Source organism: Octadecabacter sp. SW4, from assembly GCF_008065155.1.
Classification (GTDB): Bacteria; Pseudomonadota; Alphaproteobacteria; order Rhodobacterales; family Rhodobacteraceae; genus SW4.
Map to the genome: position 1 here is coordinate 1,303,271 of NZ_CP042819.1, position 15,492 is coordinate 1,318,762.

The window sequence follows — 15,492 nt, forward strand, 5'->3', positions numbered from 1 at the left end:
GTGTCGCCCTGATCGCCCATGCCCAACCCATGATACCAGAAGACAAACTGATCCAGATCACGCAGCGGTTCCAATTCCTTGAGGCCAAAATGTCCGAGGGGCTGTCGGGCGATGAATTTGCCTCGGTGGCGCGCGAATACGCAGATCTCAAACCGGTCGTTGAAACCGTCAGCGCCTATCAGACCCTGACCCGCGATATCGACGAGGCGGAAGCGATGCTGCGCGACCCCGAAATGCGCGAGCTGGCCGAGGCCGAACTGCCCGAATTGCGTAAAAACCTGCCCACGATGGAAAAGGCCGTGCAATTGGCGCTGCTGCCCAAGGATGCCGCCGATGCGCGCCCCGCCTTGCTGGAAATCCGGCCCGGCACCGGCGGGGACGAGGCGGGATTGTTCGCCGCTGACTTGCTGCGCATGTATCAGCGCTATGCCGAGGCGCGGGGCTGGCGCTTTGAAATTCTTGAACAAACCCTCTCCGAATTGGGCGGGATCAAGGAAGTGACCGCGCGGATCAGTGGCGACAATGTTTTCGCACGCATGAAATACGAAAGCGGCGTGCACCGCGTGCAGCGTGTGCCCGAAACCGAAAGCGGCGGGCGGATTCATACCTCGGCTGCCACGGTCGCGGTGCTGCCCGAAGCGCAGGATGTGGATATCCAGATCAACGCCAACGACATCCGCATCGACACCATGCGCGCATCGGGTTCGGGCGGGCAGCACGTCAACACCACCGATTCAGCCGTGCGCATCACCCATATTCCCAGCGGAATCGTCGTGACCAGCTCGGAAAAATCCCAGCACCGTAACCGCGAGATCGCGATGAACGTGCTGAAAACGCGGCTTTATGATCTGGAGCGCCAGCGGGTGGATGATGAACGCAGCGCCGATCGCAAAAGTCAGGTCGGCTCGGGCGATCGCTCTGAGCGTATCCGCACCTATAACTTCCCGCAGGGGCGGATGACCGATCACCGCATCAACCTCACGCTTTATGCGCTTGATAAGGTGATGCAGGGCGATCTGGATGAAATCATCGACGCGCTCATTCAGGACGCGCAGGCCACCGCATTGGCCGAAATGAACGGATGACAGGGGCCGAAGCCCTGGCGCAGGCCGTGGCCGATCTGCGCGCCATCGACGGGGGCGCGCGGGATGCGCGGGTGCTGCTGGCCCATGCCTTGGGGGTGGATCGCACGCGCTTGACGCTGGTGCTGGCTGACCCGATGACGTCTGCCCAGCAGGCAACATTCGCGGGCATGATTGCGCGCCGCGCGGGCAATACGCCTGTGTCGCATATTGTTGGGTCGCGTGAATTTTACGGGCGCCGGTTCATCGTTACGGCGGATGTGCTTGACCCGCGCCCCGAAACCGAAACCCTGATCGCGGCGGCGCTTGAGGTGCCGTTCACACGCGTGCTTGACCTTGGCACCGGATCGGGGTGCATCTTGCTGACGCTTTTGGCCGAACGGGCCGGGGCCACGGGGGTCGGCACGGATCACAGCAATCTGGCCCTTGAGGTTGCGCGCGAGAATGCGCAGGCGCTGGGGCTGGAGCAGCGCTGCACGTTTTGCTGGGGCGATTGGTATGACGGCGTGCCGCGCCCCGAAATCAGCGACGATTGGGAGGTGCGTGACGACGAAAGGGTCGGCGGCGGCGGGCCGAAAACGCGCGCCCTGCCTGTCGTGCCGCAGTTTGATCTGATCGTCGCGAACCCGCCCTATATTGCGCTCGCTGAAATGGATGGGCTTGCCCCGGATTTGTCGTTCGAGCCGCGAATGGCGCTGACCGACGGTGCCGACGGGCTGGACGCCTACCGCGCGATTTGTGCGGGGGTGGGCCAGCATTTGCTGGCGCAGGGCTGGTTGGCGGTAGAGATCGGCCCAACCCAGGGGCGCGCGGTGGCCGACATGATGCGCGCCGCCGGAATGGAATCAGTCGACATCCGCGCCGATCTGGACGGGCGCGACCGTGTTGTTTTGGGGCAAAAAATCGCCTAAACGCAACAAACGGGCCGATAAATGCCTGATCGGGGCCTTTGTGGACGATTTACGCTTGCCCTGCGACCCCGTGCATGGTTATCCCTGTTTATCGGCTGGGCAGAGGGCACTGCGCCTTCCCCCCGATGAGTCGCCAGAACATCGCACGGCCCCGAAATTGCAGCGCGCATGAGGCGCGCGAGGGCCATGCAAAAGCAAAGAATGCTGGACGAAAGAAACCTATGAGATCATCCAAGTCACGGTCGCGGGGCAAGAACCGCAACAACAACCGCCCCTCGGGCGGAAATATCATCAACCGGGTGTTTGACAGCAACGGGCCGGATTCCAAGGTGCGCGGCACCCCCCAGCAGATCATCGACAAATACAACCAGCTGCACCGCGATGCACAGCTGTCGGGGGATCGCGTGGCGGCCGAAAACTGCGCCCAGCACGCTGAACACTACACCCGGATGCTGGCCGAGGCGCAGCGCGAAATCGACGCCAAGCGCGACGAACAGGAAGAACAAAACCGCCAGCGTCAGGCCGAGCGTGACCGCGAGCGCGCAGAGCGCCTGAAAGCACAGGAAGCGGCGGCAAACGATCCGGCGAATATGGAACAGCCCCGCGGCGAGGATGCGGGTCTTGTCGAGACACCCGAAGCCGCACCCCAGCAGGATGCGCCCAAACCGCGCCGTCCGCGCAAACCGCGCCAGCCCAAGGCCGACAAGGCTGACCAGCCCGATCAGGGCGGCTCGGACGATGGTGCCCCAGAAGCGGCGGAATAGGTCAGCTTAAGGCGAGATAAATAGGCGCGTCCACGGGCGCGCCTTTTTCATGCGCGACGGTCGCGGAACGCCTCGCCCACATCCTTGGTGATTGGGGGTCTGCCCCCAACCCGCCAAAGTATTTTTTGAACAGAAGAAGTCAGTTGCCCGATAGGCTGCGGGTCAGGGCGCAAAAGCGTTCAAGGTCGATCTGTTCTGCCCGATCCGTGGGGGCGATGTCGGCGGCGCGCAGATGGTCCTCGATATTCGGTGACAGCGCCTTGAGCGAAGAGCGCAGCATCTTGCGCCGCTGGTTGAAGGCGGTGGCGACCACATGCGACAGCATCTTGGCATCGGCCGGATAGCGCGGCGCGGGCAGGGCGGTGAAATGCACCACGGCACTGCTGACCTTGGGCGGGGGCGAAAATGCCTCGGGCGGGAGATCAAGCACGATCCGTGCATCCGTGCGCCACTGGGCCAGCAGGGCAAGCCGCCCGTAAGCCTTTGATCCCGGGGTGGCGGTGATCCGCTGTGCCACCTCGCGCTGGAACATCAGTGTCAGGCTGGTCCAGACGGGTGGCCATGTGTCGGGCGTCAGCCAGCGCACCAGCAGTTCGGTGCCGATGTTATAGGGCAGGTTGGCGCAGATGCGGATCGGCGGGGTCAGATGATCGAGCGGGTTGATCTCAAGGGCATCACCGTTGATGACCTGCAACCGGTCGGGATAAGCGGCGCTGATCTCGGCCAGGGCGGGCAGGCAGCGCGCATCCTTTTCGATCGCCAGCACGCGGCGCGCGCCCTCGGCCAGTAATCCGCGTGTCAGGCCGCCCGGTCCCGGCCCGACCTCGAGCACATCCGACCCTGTCAAATCCCCTGCAAGCCGCGCAATTTTCGACGTCAGGTTCAGATCAAGCAGGAAGTTCTGCCCGAGGGTCTTTTTCGCGGCGATCCCGTGGGTGTCGATCACGGTGCGCAGGGGTGGCAGGCTGTCGATCTGGCTCATCCATCGGTCCCGTGTCGCGCCTGTGCCATCTGGTCGGCCATGCGCAGGGCGGCGATCAGCGATGTGGCATCAGCCAGGCCCTTGCCTGCGATATCGAACGCCGTGCCGTGATCGGGCGATGTGCGCACGAACGGCAGGCCCAGCGTCACATTCACGCCGCCGGAAAAATCCAGCGTCTTGATCGGGATCAGGGCCTGGTCGTGATACATGCAGACGGCCACGTCATAGCCCGCCCGTGCAGCTGCGTGAAACATCGTATCGGCGGACATCGGCCCGGTGAGATCCATCCCTTGGGCGCGCAGGGCATCCAGAACGGGGATGATCAGGTCGATCTCCTCGCGTCCCATCTTGCCGCCTTCGCCCGCGTGCGGGTTCAATCCCGCCACGGCAATGCGCGGACGCATGACGCCAAAGTCGCGGCGCAGGGCGGCGTGGGTGATCAGCAGCGTATCCGTCAAAAGGGCGGCCGTCAGGCTGCGCGGCACCTCGGCAAGGGGGATATGGATCGTGGTGGGCACGACCCGCAACATATCGCAGGCCAGCATCATCACCACGCGGTCAACGCTTGCAAGTGCGGCCAGGTATTCCGTGTGGCCGGGATAGACAAACTGCGCCCCATCGGCGAGCGCCTTTTTGTGGATCGGTGCAGTGGTCAGCGCGCGGCACTGCCCGCCCTGCACCAGATCAACGCCACGCGCGATCACGTCGATCACCCCTTGCGCATTGGCCGGGTCGGGCTGGCCGGGGGTGCGTGCGCCGCCAAAACCATGGGCCAGCACGGGCATCGCATCTGCTACCACGCCAGCGGCCTGATCGGCGCTTTCGATCACCTGAAACGGCGTGCCCGCGGGCAGGTGGCGCGGATCGCCAAGCCAGACAAACGGCAGATCAGCGCGTAGGGCGCGCCACGCGGCCAGGGCGATTTCGGGGCCAATCCCCGCCGGTTCACCGCATGACAGCGCAAGCGGCGCGCGCGCGATCATGGGAATGTGATGGTGGCCGAGGCTTGCAAATCGGCCAGAAGCGCATCGGCATACCCCGCAAGACGCTGGCTGATCAGTTGCGACCGGATCGCATCGCGGTCCACATCACCTTCAAGGGTGGGTGTGCGCCCGCACAGCATCAGGAACACCAGTGTTTCCCCATTCGCACGGGTCAGGGAATAATCCACTTCGCCAGCATCCAATGCGGCAAGGCGCATCGCCACATCCTGCGGAATATCGGACGGGGGCAGGGTGTCGCGTTGCAAGACATCTTCGGGCTGTCCCTGGGCGATACCATAAAGATCATCGCAGGTGTCCACATTGGCGGCGACCTGCGCGGCGCGGCGCAGTCCCTGATCGCTCAGGCCGCCAGCGATGTAATAGGCGGCGTATTCGATCGCGGCGGGGGCGGCGGCCGCTTGCGGCACTTCGCGCACCGCGCGCATCTGGAAGAGGGCGATCCCGTTGGTGATCGGGATCGGGGCGGTCACTTCGCCGGTGCCAAGCGCCAGAAGGATCGAGCGCAGCTGCGGCGGGTAGTTGCTGATCGGCAGCCAGTCGAGGCGGCCCCCACGCGTGCGCGACGGCAGGGCCGACACTTGGCGCGCCTGTGCCTCGAATGCGGCCGTGCTGGTAAGGGTCGCGATCTGTTCGGCCTGCGCCTGCGCCTGCGCTGCGCGCGGTGGCGGGGCGGGGATGATAATTTCGCTCAGAAGCACTTCGATGCCCGTGGAGGCACCCGCGGACTGGCCAAGCGCCTGATCAATCTCTGCCTCGGAGATCTGCACGCGGCTGCCATAGCGCGAACGGACGAAATCGCGCCAGCTGACACCGACACGGACAAAATCGCGGAAGGTTTCACGCTCGACCCCGTTCTGGTCTAGCACCGCCAGGAACTGGTCCAGATCAAGATCGGCCCGTTCTGCGAACATGGCCATCTGTTCTTGCAGGGCCTCCTCGGTCAGGCGCAGACCGGCGCGATCCAGTTCTTCGAGTTTCAGACGATCCGCGATCAACTCCTCGCGGGCGACCTCGGGGAGATTCCCGGGTGCGCGAAATACGCGCAGCAGCCCGATACGTTGATCCAGTTCAAACTGGGTGACGACACGGTCGTTGACGATGATCGCAGGTGAAAACGGGCTTTGCGCCGTGCCCTTGCTGGGCAGCGCCGCTGCCAGTGTCAGGGCCAGAAGGGCGGAAAGTGTCAGTCCTATGCGCATTGTTGCCTCGCTCGTTGGTCTGCTCGTTTAGTTCACACAGCTTCGCGTTGCCTGCCCGGCCGTGCGCCCCGCGGAAAATCCGCGTAGTTCAACCGTTAACCCAAAGTCGGTCACAGGGTCTACAGTAGTCGAAGACGAAAAGCGGCGCGAGACAGAAAGGTCAACCGCCAGACATTCATTTTGCCAGCCCACCCCGATGGTCGCACGCGCCGCCCGATTGGTGACGAAATCATATGACGCATCGGCGCTGACGCTCCAGATGTCATTGATTTGATAGGCACTTTCGAGGGTCCATTCCGACACGGCGGTGGTGTCGTCAATCCAAAGATAAGAGGCGGCCAGATCAAGATGTTCATCGCTCCAGCTGACGCGGGCCTCGGTTTTGGCGAAATTCAGGCTATCGTCAAAAAGCGTGCGCCCATCAATCGCCAACCCGTTGGGAAAATCGACCTGCCCGGCCAAGAGCCAGTCCGATGCGCGGCCCTGCAACCCCGATGAGGTGGTGAAAGCGCTGTTGGCCTCTTCGCGCAGGATACGCCCGAAGGTCAGCGTGGCGTTCCATGCATCCGGTGACACCCGCGTCCAGCGCGCACCATATGCCACCCGCGCCCCGGTCTCGCGCGCATCCTGGCCGGGAAAGCGCGACAGGGCAAAAAGATTGGCCTGATCAAATTCGGTTTCGGTGCTGTCCTCGTTGGGGACATCGCCACCGTAGACATCTGACCACGCGACCTGCACAACCGGTTCGATCACATGGGTCGCGCGCCCGGTGGTGCGGATCAGCGGATAACGCAGGGTCAGCGCCGCGCTGGGGGTCGTGCGCATGATGTCGGCGTCAAAGGCCAGGTCCTGAGTGATCGCGTAGTAGTCAAACGCCACCCCGATCTGCCCATCAATCAACAGCCCCGCAGGCGTGACCCAGTTGCGCTGCCAATCGGCACCAAGGCCAAAGCGGGCCACATCGCGCCCGTCCGCATCAACGTCTGAATAGCGAAACAGCGTTTGCGCATCGGCTGTCAGGGTCGCAACCCCGCCGAACCCGTCAAGCCGACGTTCGTAGGAAACATCGCTGACGATGCTGGGCAAAACCGCGTTGTCATCGCCCAGCCGCAGGGATTCAAAATGCGTCAGGGCGGCGCGGAAATAGTCGTCCGCGCCCACGCGGGTGATCGCGATCTCGCTATCAAGGCGGTCTTTTTCGGAATAGCCGTAATCAAGCAGGTAATCGCGATCTGTCGTCGCCTCAAGGCCGAACGTCAGGGTATAATCCCCGCCCAGATCAAACGTGCCTTCGGCAAAGATATAGCCGCGTCCGGTATCGGGCAGCAGATCGTCGGTCGTGCCCGCAAGGTTGATTTCGATGTCGCCATTCAGAAAGGCCTGGCGATAGCGCGCCTCGAGTGTCGTGGTGCGCGGCGAAATATAGGGTGTCAGCGTCAGGTCGCGATAGTCACCCAGCCGGATGAAATACGGCAGCTTGATCCCGGTGCCCAATTGATCGGTGGTGCGAAATTGCGGGATCAAGAGGCCAGTCGCGCGGGTCAGCGTGGGATCGGGCAGGCGCATCCGTGGCACCCAAAAGACCGGCACGCCCTTGATGCGAAACTGTGCGTCGTCAAAATAAAGCTGGCGCTCTTGCTGGTCATGAACAACGCGGCGCGCGCGGATATCCCACAGCGGTGTTTCGCGTGAACAGACCTGACAGGATGTGGCAACCACGCGGTAGAGCTGGCTATAGCGCCCGTCGATACGATTGATCTGGTTGGCGGCAAGCTGCAACTGCTGGTCCAGCACCAGCCGCGCGCCGCGCAAAATGCCGTTTTCGAGGGTAGGATCAAGTTGCGCGCCATCGGCTGTCACGATCGAGCCGTCGCCGTCTGTAATAAAAATCGGGCCGGTGATGATAAGCCGATCGGTGCTTTGATCATAGCTGATCGCGGCGGCCGAAAGGCGGGTGCCGTCATACAAGACTTCGACGTTGCCTTGCGCCACCAGACGCTGGCCATCGGTGACAAAGACGGTATCAGCCACCAAGGTGGCGGCCCCCTGGGCCTGCACCAGGTGCGGCACAACCAGGGCCATCAGCAGGACCAAAGCACGCCAAAGCATCAGCCGTCCTCCAGATGCAGCAACAGGCCCAGCGACAGGCCGATTGCCGCCAGGGGCGGGGCCCATACCGCCAGCAAGACCGGAATCTGGCCGTTTTCACCCAAGACCTGCGCGAAATTGCGGATGAAATAGAGGCCAAAACTGACGAGGATCGCAAACAGCACCATCACGCCTGTGCGCCCGCTACGTTGGTGGCGCATGGTGAACCCCGCGCCGATCAACACCATCGACACCAGAAAGGCGGGCAGGGCCAGTTCCATCTGCAGCCAGACCTGATGGCGGCGCGCCGAAAACCCGGCCTGTTGCAGATCGCGGATAAAGGCGGGCAGTTCCCATACGGGAATGGACGAGGGCATGCCGAAACTGTCGCGGATCTGGTCGGCTGTCAGGGTCGAGGGCACGTCGAGCGTGGGATAGGTCGTGGCCCATTCCTCGGGATTGCGGGTGTCCGACAACGGCCAGGCCTTGGCGTCTTCCAGCGTCCATGCGCCCGCGGTCAAGGTGGCGCGGGCAGCTTCGATCCGGCGGATCGGCCCGCCCTCGGGGCTAAAGGTGATAAAGCTCACGTCGCGCAATTGAGTGCCGTCCGCATTGGCCGCAGCGGCGCGAATAACCGTTTGGCCGCGTTCGCTGCCCTGGCGCAACCACAGGCCCGACCGGGTAATCGACATGACATTGCCACCGTCAAGGGTCAAGTCGCCCACGCGGGCGTCATATTCCTTGGAAGTGGCCGCGACAATCGGGTTCATAATGGTCACGCCAAAGATGCCGATCACCAGGGTCACCAGAACAGGTGCCACCAATGCGCGCATTGCCGAACGCCCGGCCGCCCGTGTCACCACCATTTCCGACGACCGTGCCAACGCCAGAAACAGCCCGATGGTCGAAAGGATCAGGATCAACGGCAGGATCGCGTAGATCGACTGCGGCAGGTTCAGCAGACTAAGGCCGACAAAATCACGAAAAACCGCGCCCGTGTCGCCGAAACGGCGCGCCTGTTCGACAACGTCCAGCAAGGCCATGAAGGCCAGAAACACGGCAAAGGTTCCGGCAAACATCACCGCAAAGCGGCGCGCGAAATAGCGGTGCAGGATCATGCGGGCACCCCGCTTGTGCGGCGCTTGAACAGATAGGGGCGCGAGGCCGCGAACAGCGACGTCCAGACAATCACGGCCCCACCCACAACAGGCAGATAGACCATTGGCCAAAGCGCGGGATTGGCGCGTGCGATGCCCGCACCTGTGCTTTCCAGAACTTTGACAACGATCACCAGAAACACCGCCGCGATGATCTGACGCCAAAGGCCAAAGCGGCTAAAGCCCCCCGTCAGCAGTGTCGCAAAGCCGATCAATGCCGCGACGGTTGCCAGAAATGCCTGATCAAAGCGGTCATGCCCCTCGACGATCAAGGCACCCGCACTGCGACCGGTTTCGGCCTCAAGTTCCGGCGTCGGGTTGAGCAATTCCAGCGTGGTCAACTCGCGCGACGACCTGTTGCGCACGCCCGCTTCGGGAATTAGCGCACCGATATCAAAGGCGAAATCGGTAAAGGTTGTCGTGAACAGGCGCTGTGTCTCGGTATCAAGCGTCTGCGCCATCCCGTCGATCATCACCAGTTGCGGCCCGTTGTCCGTGCGCACCAGGTAGGCGCGGTTCGTGGTATAGGTGATGCTTTGATCGGCGTCGCGGTTGTCAGACAGGAATACATCCAGCAGTTCGCCCGCCGGCGTGATCTCGCGGATATAAAAGGTGATGCCATCTGCGGGGTTCGTAAATGTCCCCTCGGTCAGCAGACGCGCTGTCATGTTGCGCGAAATTTCGGCGCTGCGTTCGGCCAGCCGCGCCGAACTCATCGGGGCCAGAAAGTGGGTCAGCACCAGCATCATCCCCGTAACGATCAAGCCAAAGACCAGCACAGGCCGCGCCAGACGAAATGCAGAATAGCCGGTGGCCTGCACCACCGTCAGTTCACTGTCCGAGGACATCCGGTTGGTCACATAGGTGGCCGCGACAAAGGCCGCGAGTGGCAGCACGATCCGGATGATCTGCGGCAGGGTCATGGCGGTGAATTCCAGAAAGACGATGGCTGTCTGCCCATCGGCGATCAACTGGTCAAACAGGCGCACCGCGCGGTTGATCCAGTAGATCAGCACCAGCACCAACGAAAAAAAACCGAACAGCGTGAACAGTTGCGACAGCATGTATCTGTCGAATCGTGCCACGTGCCGTCCCCCTGTTGCTGGTCCCAAGTGCGGGCAAACTAGCCGATTGGCGCGCGGGACAAAACTGCTATCTGGTCAATCGGCGGGGGGCGGGCTACCAATTGCCCAAATCCGCAAAATCACGAGGTATATCATGACCACCCCCGCCCAGATCACCTTTGCCGCCGTCGACATCGACCCGATTGCCGAAACGACGGGTAAGATCGCCGTGCTGATCAGTGGTGATGGCAAGCTCGACAAGGGCGCGCGCCGCGTCAATGCGCTGATGCGCAAGGCGCTGACGCGGTTTGCCGAAAGCGCGCGTTTCACCAAGATGAAGGCGGGCGATGCGGTGGAACTGGCTTTCCCCGCCAATATGGCCGCCGATGGGGTGATCGTCGCCAAGGTCGAAAACCGCCGCGATGTGGCCGAGGCGCGCAAGATCGGCGTGTCCATCGCCAAACTGCGTGGTGCTGGCCCGCTGCTGGTTCTTGCCGGCCCCTCTGCGCGCGCAAGCGAGATCGCGTTGGGCATCGCACTGCGCGGCTACACCTTCAGCGATCACAAGCAGGACAAGGGCGATGCAGCAGGCGACGTCACCATGATGGTCGCCAAACCCGATGATGAAACCGCCGCCTATGCCGCCAAGGCCGCTGTGGCCGAGGGTGTGTTCTTTACCCGCGATCTGGTCACTGAACCCGCCAATGTGCTGACCACCACCGAATTTGCCAATCGTCTGGTCGCCCTGAAGGACATCGGCGTCAAGGTCGAGGTCCTGGAAGAAAAAGACCTTGAGAAACTGGGGATGGGGTCACTGCTGTGTGTGGGCCTTGGCTCGGCCAGCCCCTCAAAGGTGGTGGTGATGCAATGGGAGGGCGGCAAAAAAGGCGCAGCCCCGTTTGCCTTGGTCGGCAAGGGCGTGGTGTTTGACACAGGCGGGATCAGTCTGAAACCTGCGGCAGGCATGGAAGACATGACCATGGATATGGGCGGCGCGGGCGTCGTCGCGGGTGTGATGAAAACGCTGGCGCTGCGCGGGGCCAAGGCGAATGTGGTCGGCCTTGTGGGCCTCGTTGAAAACATGCCATCCGATCGCGCGACCCGTCCCGGCGATGTGGTGAAATCCATGAAGGGTGACACGATCGAGGTGATCAACACCGATGCCGAAGGGCGGCTCGTGCTGGCCGATGTGCTGTGGTATGCGCAGGACCGTTTCAAACCCACAGGCGTGATCAACCTGGCGACCCTCACCGGGGCGATCATCATCGGCTTGGGCCATGAAAACGCAGGGGTTTTCAGCAATGACGACACCCTGTGCAACGCCTTCCTGAAATCGGCGCAGGCCGAGGGCGAAGGGGCCTGGCGCATGCCGATGGGGCAGGCCTATGACGACATGCTCAAAAGCCAGGTGGCGGACATGAAAAACGTCGGCAGCCGCGCGGCAGGGTCAATCACGGCGGCGCAGTTCCTTAAACGGTTCATTCAGGACGGGATGCCGTGGATTCACCTTGATATCGCGGGCACGGCCTCGGTCAAGGAAGACACGGCCTATGCCCCAAAGGGCGCGACCGGCTGGGGTGTCATGGCGCTTGACCGCCTGATTGCCGACACGGTCGAGGGGTAACATGGGGGCTGCGTTCTTTTATCACCTGACTCAGACGCCTTTGGAAAGCACCCTGCCGATGCTGATCGCCAAAAGCCGCGAAAAGGGCTGGCGGATCGAAGTGCGCGGACAGGACGCCGACCGTATGGCGCAGCTTGATGTCGCGCTCTGGCGTGGCCCCGACGACAGCTTTGCGCCCCACGGGATCGCTGGGGGGCCCCATGATGCCGACCAGCCAGTGCTGCTGACCACGGGCGCGGGCGCGGCCAACGCCCCGGCCTGCCTGATGGCGGTGCACGGGGCCGATGTCACGGCCGATGAGGTCAGCACGATGGCGCGCACCTGCATCCTGTTTGACGGTCTTGACGCGGATGCCGTGGCCCATGCGCGCACCCAATGGAAGGCGCTGACCGACGCGGGCTGCGCGGCGCAATACTGGGCCCAGGACGGCGGACGCTGGGCGATGAAGGCACAAAAATAGCCCCTTCTTCTGTTCAAAAAACTCCGGGGGGGCCGCAAGGCGGGGGCAGCGCCCCCTCTAGCGTGTGAGGATCAGCGCATCGCCGGTGATTTCGATCCGCTCGAACAAATCAAGATAGGACATGCCCAGCAGCGATTGATCCAGTTCGCCCTTGTTCACCAGCGCACGGATATCGGTATCTTCCATCTCGCCCAAGGCGACAGTGTTAAGACGCACACTTGCCACATCGACAGGGCCGTTGGCGGTATAGGCCGTTCCCAGGAATGCCAGATTGGCCACATCGATGCCGACACGATCCGCATCACTTTGGGTCAATACAACCTGTGTCGCGCCGGTATCCACAAGAAATTCAATCGCCTGGCCGTTTACATCCAACGTCAGATAAAAATGGCCGTCACGCTGGCGTGGCACTTCGGTGATCCCGCCTGCAAAGGCTGTCTGACGCGGCATGATATCATCGCGAATGTCGCCCCACAGGCCGACCGCCGCGATGGCACCCAGAAAGATCAGCGCCCAGACGGCAGCCTGTTGCGCGACCTTGCCCATCTTCTTGCGATGCTGCACCAGATAGCCACCCGCAATCGCCCCGCCAAGCAGGGCCAAAAAGATGAAACGGGCTGTCTGATCACCATCCATAGGTCAGATATAGGGCTTAGGCAGCAAAACCAAAAGAGCGCAGACCGTCCAAAATGAACTGCACCGCGAGGGCGGCCAGCAGCATCCCCAACAAGCGGGTGATCACGTTGATACCGGTCTTGCCAAGTGCGTGTTCGATCAGGCCGGAGGCCATGAAGAAGGCAAAGTTGATCGCCATGACAGCCAGCAGCACAGCGACAAGGGCCGCAAACCCCAGCGCGCCTTCGGTTTGCCCGACCAACAGGATCATCGTCGCAATGGCACCAGGGCCAGCGATCAGCGGCACGGCCAGCGGGAAAACCGACGGATCATGATCCGGCTCGGCTTCTTCTTCCTCGGCGGTGTCCTCGCGGCGTTTCTGGCGGCGCTCGAACAGCATGTCCAAGGCCGTCAGGAACAACAACACGCCCCCCGCCACGCGAAACGCGGGCATGGAAATGCCGATAAACCCCAGCAGGGCTTCGCCAAACAGACCAAAGCCCAGCAGAATACCAATGGCAACGAGGCTGGCACGAATGGCAATCGCGCGGCGCTGTGGCCCTGTCATGCCTTGGGTCAAGGCAAGGAACAGCGGTGCCAATCCCGGCGGATCAATGATCACGAACAGCGTGGTAAAGGCAGTGATCAGGGCGGCGGTTTCCATCATTTTTCAGCCGCTTCCAACCGTTCGAGTGCGGCCATCCACATGGCCTCGGCCTTGCCCAGCCCATCCATCACTTCGGCGTATTTGCGGTTCCATGTTTCCAGCTCGCCCTTGCGCGCGTCCTCGTAAAGCACCGGATCGGCCAGCTTTTTTGCCAGCTTGTCGCGCATGTCGTTGATCTTGGTGACGCGATCCTCGCATTTGCGCACATCCGCGCGCAAGCCCATGACCTGTTCGCGGGTCGCCTTGGGTTTGGCGGGTTTGACAGGTTTCGGTTTGTCACTGGCAGGTTTGTCGGGCGTCAACAGCATCCGCCGATAGGCCTGCAAATCGTCGTCGTAGGGTTTGACATGACCGTCCTTGACCAGCCACAGCCGGTCTGCGACCATCGACAACAGGTGCATGTCGTGGCTGACCAGAATGACCGCGCCGGTATAGGCGGTCAGGGCCTCGACCAGTGCCTCGCGGCTTTCGATATCAAGGTGGTTGGTCGGTTCGTCCAGGATCAGCAGATGCGGCGCGGGCAGGGTGGCCAGCAACAGCGACAGACGCGCCTTTTGCCCACCTGACAGGCGTCCGACCTCGGTTTCGGCCTGCGCCGCCATCAGGCCAAAGCCCGCCAGACGGGCGCGCAATTTGGCCTGACCTTCCTCGGCGCGTTCGCGGATCAGGTGTTGCAGCGGCGTTTCCTCGACGCGCAATTCATCCACCTGATGCTGGGCAAAAAAGCCGATCCGCAGTTTTGTGCTGCTGACCTGACGCCCGTCCATCACTTCAAGTCTGTTCGATAACAGCTTGGCAAGTGTGGATTTTCCTTCACCGTTGCGCCCTAGAAGGGCGATGCGATCGTCCTGATCAATGCGCAGGTTCAGATCGCGCAAAACCACATGTTCGCCGTAGCCCGTTGATGCGTTTTCCAGCGCGATGATCGGCGGTGACAGTTCCTCGGGACGTGGGAACGTGAACACCGTGCGCGCCGCATCTTCGGGCACGCGGATGGTTTCCATCTTTTCCAGCATCTTGACGCGCGATTGCGCCTGTTTCGCCTTTGAAGCCTTGGCCTTGAAGCGGCTCACGAAGCTTTCCAGATGGGCGCGCTTGGCCTCTTGCTTTTTGGCGGCTGAAACCAAAAGTGACCGTTTTTCAGCACGTTGCTTGACGAAGCTATCGTAAGGGCCGGTGTAATAGGTCAGCTTCTTGTCTTCCAGATGCAGGATGCCGCCGACGGACCGGTTCAGCAATTCGCGGTCGTGGCTGACGATCAGGACCGTGTGTGGATATTTGACCAGATAGTTTTCGAGCCACAGCGCGCCTTCGAGATCAAGATAGTTGGTCGGTTCGTCCAGCAGCAGCAGATCGGGTTCCGAAAACAGCACGGCCGCCAAGGCCACGCGCATCCGCCAGCCACCGGAAAATGCGCTACAGGGTTGTTTTTGCTCGCTATCCGTGAATCCCAACCCCTTGAGGATGCTTGAGGCGCGCGCCTCCGCGCTCCAGGCGTCAATGTCTGTAAGGCGGGTCTGGATATCGGCGATGCGGGCGGGATCGGTGGCGGTGTCGGCCTCGGCCAGCAGGTCGGCACGTTCCACATCCGCAGCCAGCACCGTGTCGATTAGCGAGACCTCGTTGCCGGGCACTTCCTGGCTGACGCCGCCAATCTTCCAGCCGCGGGGCAGGGTTATTTCGCCCGTATCAAGGATCAGCTCGCCACGGATCATCTTGAACAGGGTTGTCTTACCCGTGCCGTTGCGCCCCACAAGGCCCACCTTGTGGCCCGTCGGAATGACGGCCGTTGCATTTTCGATCAGGACACGCCCGTCGATGGAATAACTGATGTCTGTGATGCGTAACATGGGCGGGCAGTGCCAGAGCGGCGCG

General features: G+C 62.3%; 14 protein-coding genes. 5 read left to right on the top strand and 9 right to left on the bottom strand.

Features of this window, described 5'->3' with window-relative positions:
* The first annotated feature begins 29 nt into the window (after positions 1 to 29).
* The 3 genes from prfA to FTO60_RS06485 all read left to right on the top strand — a co-directional run bounded on the left by prfA (position 30) and on the right by FTO60_RS06485 (position 2,757).
* A complete protein-coding gene (gene prfA, locus FTO60_RS06475; RefSeq protein WP_148055190.1) occupies positions 30 to 1,085 on the top strand; it encodes a peptide chain release factor 1 in 1,056 nt (351 codons plus the stop codon).
* The gene (gene prmC, locus FTO60_RS06480; RefSeq protein WP_148055191.1) at positions 1,082 to 1,993 is read left to right on the top strand and encodes a peptide chain release factor N(5)-glutamine methyltransferase; all 912 of its coding nucleotides are present in this window, start codon (positions 1,082 to 1,084) and stop codon (positions 1,991 to 1,993) included. The genes prfA and prmC overlap by 4 nt, the downstream gene beginning before the upstream one ends.
* A 221-nt stretch (positions 1,994 to 2,214) precedes the next feature.
* Complete coding sequence (locus FTO60_RS06485) at positions 2,215 to 2,757, top strand: DUF4167 domain-containing protein (RefSeq protein WP_148055192.1); 543 nt, start codon at positions 2,215 to 2,217, stop codon at positions 2,755 to 2,757.
* Positions 2,758 to 2,896: 139 nt separating this feature from the next.
* Here the strand turns inward: FTO60_RS06485 and rsmA are convergent, their stop codons facing one another.
* From rsmA to lptF, 6 genes are read right to left on the bottom strand one after another with little or no spacing between them, the layout of a single operon-like run.
* Entirely contained in the window at positions 2,897 to 3,739 is an 843-nt protein-coding gene (gene rsmA / locus FTO60_RS06490) for a 16S rRNA (adenine(1518)-N(6)/adenine(1519)-N(6))-dimethyltransferase RsmA (RefSeq protein ID WP_148055193.1), read from the bottom strand.
* Positions 3,736 to 4,722 carry a 4-hydroxythreonine-4-phosphate dehydrogenase PdxA gene (pdxA, locus tag FTO60_RS06495; RefSeq protein WP_148055194.1) on the bottom strand — a complete coding sequence of 329 codons (987 nt, stop codon included), beginning with the start codon at positions 4,720 to 4,722 and terminating at the stop codon, positions 3,736 to 3,738. Before pdxA ends, rsmA begins: the two co-directional genes overlap by 4 nt.
* The gene (locus FTO60_RS06500; RefSeq protein ID WP_148055195.1) at positions 4,719 to 5,942 is read right to left on the bottom strand and encodes a peptidylprolyl isomerase; all 1,224 of its coding nucleotides are present in this window, start codon (positions 5,940 to 5,942) and stop codon (positions 4,719 to 4,721) included. Before FTO60_RS06500 ends, pdxA begins: the two co-directional genes overlap by 4 nt.
* Before the next feature lie 27 nt (positions 5,943 to 5,969).
* Positions 5,970 to 8,051, bottom strand: a complete 2,082-nt coding sequence (gene lptD, locus FTO60_RS06505; protein ID WP_148055196.1) for an LPS-assembly protein LptD — start codon at positions 8,049 to 8,051, stop codon at positions 5,970 to 5,972.
* Complete coding sequence (gene lptG, locus FTO60_RS06510; RefSeq protein ID WP_148055197.1) at positions 8,051 to 9,148, bottom strand: LPS export ABC transporter permease LptG; 1,098 nt, start codon at positions 9,146 to 9,148, stop codon at positions 8,051 to 8,053. The genes lptD and lptG overlap by 1 nt, the downstream gene beginning before the upstream one ends.
* A complete protein-coding gene (gene lptF, locus FTO60_RS06515; RefSeq protein ID WP_254696917.1) occupies positions 9,145 to 10,272 on the bottom strand; it encodes an LPS export ABC transporter permease LptF in 1,128 nt (375 codons plus the stop codon). Before lptF ends, lptG begins: the two co-directional genes overlap by 4 nt.
* A gap of 133 nt (positions 10,273 to 10,405) precedes the next feature.
* Between lptF and FTO60_RS06520 the strand changes: the two genes are divergently transcribed.
* Both FTO60_RS06520 and FTO60_RS06525 read left to right on the top strand, forming a co-directional pair.
* Complete coding sequence (locus FTO60_RS06520; RefSeq protein ID WP_148055198.1) at positions 10,406 to 11,875, top strand: leucyl aminopeptidase; 1,470 nt, start codon at positions 10,406 to 10,408, stop codon at positions 11,873 to 11,875.
* Between the two features lies 1 nt (position 11,876).
* Positions 11,877 to 12,335 (top strand): DNA polymerase III subunit chi, encoded by a 459-nt coding sequence (locus tag FTO60_RS06525; RefSeq protein ID WP_148055199.1) that lies wholly within the window; start codon positions 11,877 to 11,879, stop codon positions 12,333 to 12,335.
* Between the two features lie 57 nt (positions 12,336 to 12,392).
* Here the strand turns inward: FTO60_RS06525 and FTO60_RS06530 are convergent, their stop codons facing one another.
* The 3 genes from FTO60_RS06530 to FTO60_RS06540 are packed head-to-tail and all read right to left on the bottom strand — an operon-like array spanning position 12,393 to position 15,467.
* Positions 12,393 to 12,971: a TIGR02281 family clan AA aspartic protease gene (locus tag FTO60_RS06530; RefSeq protein ID WP_148055200.1), complete on the bottom strand. Its 579-nt coding sequence runs from the start codon at positions 12,969 to 12,971 to the stop codon at positions 12,393 to 12,395.
* Between the two features lie 16 nt (positions 12,972 to 12,987).
* Positions 12,988 to 13,617, bottom strand: coding sequence for a MarC family protein (locus FTO60_RS06535; RefSeq protein ID WP_148055201.1), 630 nt, complete (start codon positions 13,615 to 13,617; stop codon positions 12,988 to 12,990).
* A complete protein-coding gene (locus FTO60_RS06540) occupies positions 13,614 to 15,467 on the bottom strand; it encodes an ABC-F family ATP-binding cassette domain-containing protein (protein ID WP_148055202.1) in 1,854 nt (617 codons plus the stop codon). The genes FTO60_RS06535 and FTO60_RS06540 overlap by 4 nt, the downstream gene beginning before the upstream one ends.
* Between the last annotated feature and the right edge of the window lie 25 nt (positions 15,468 to 15,492).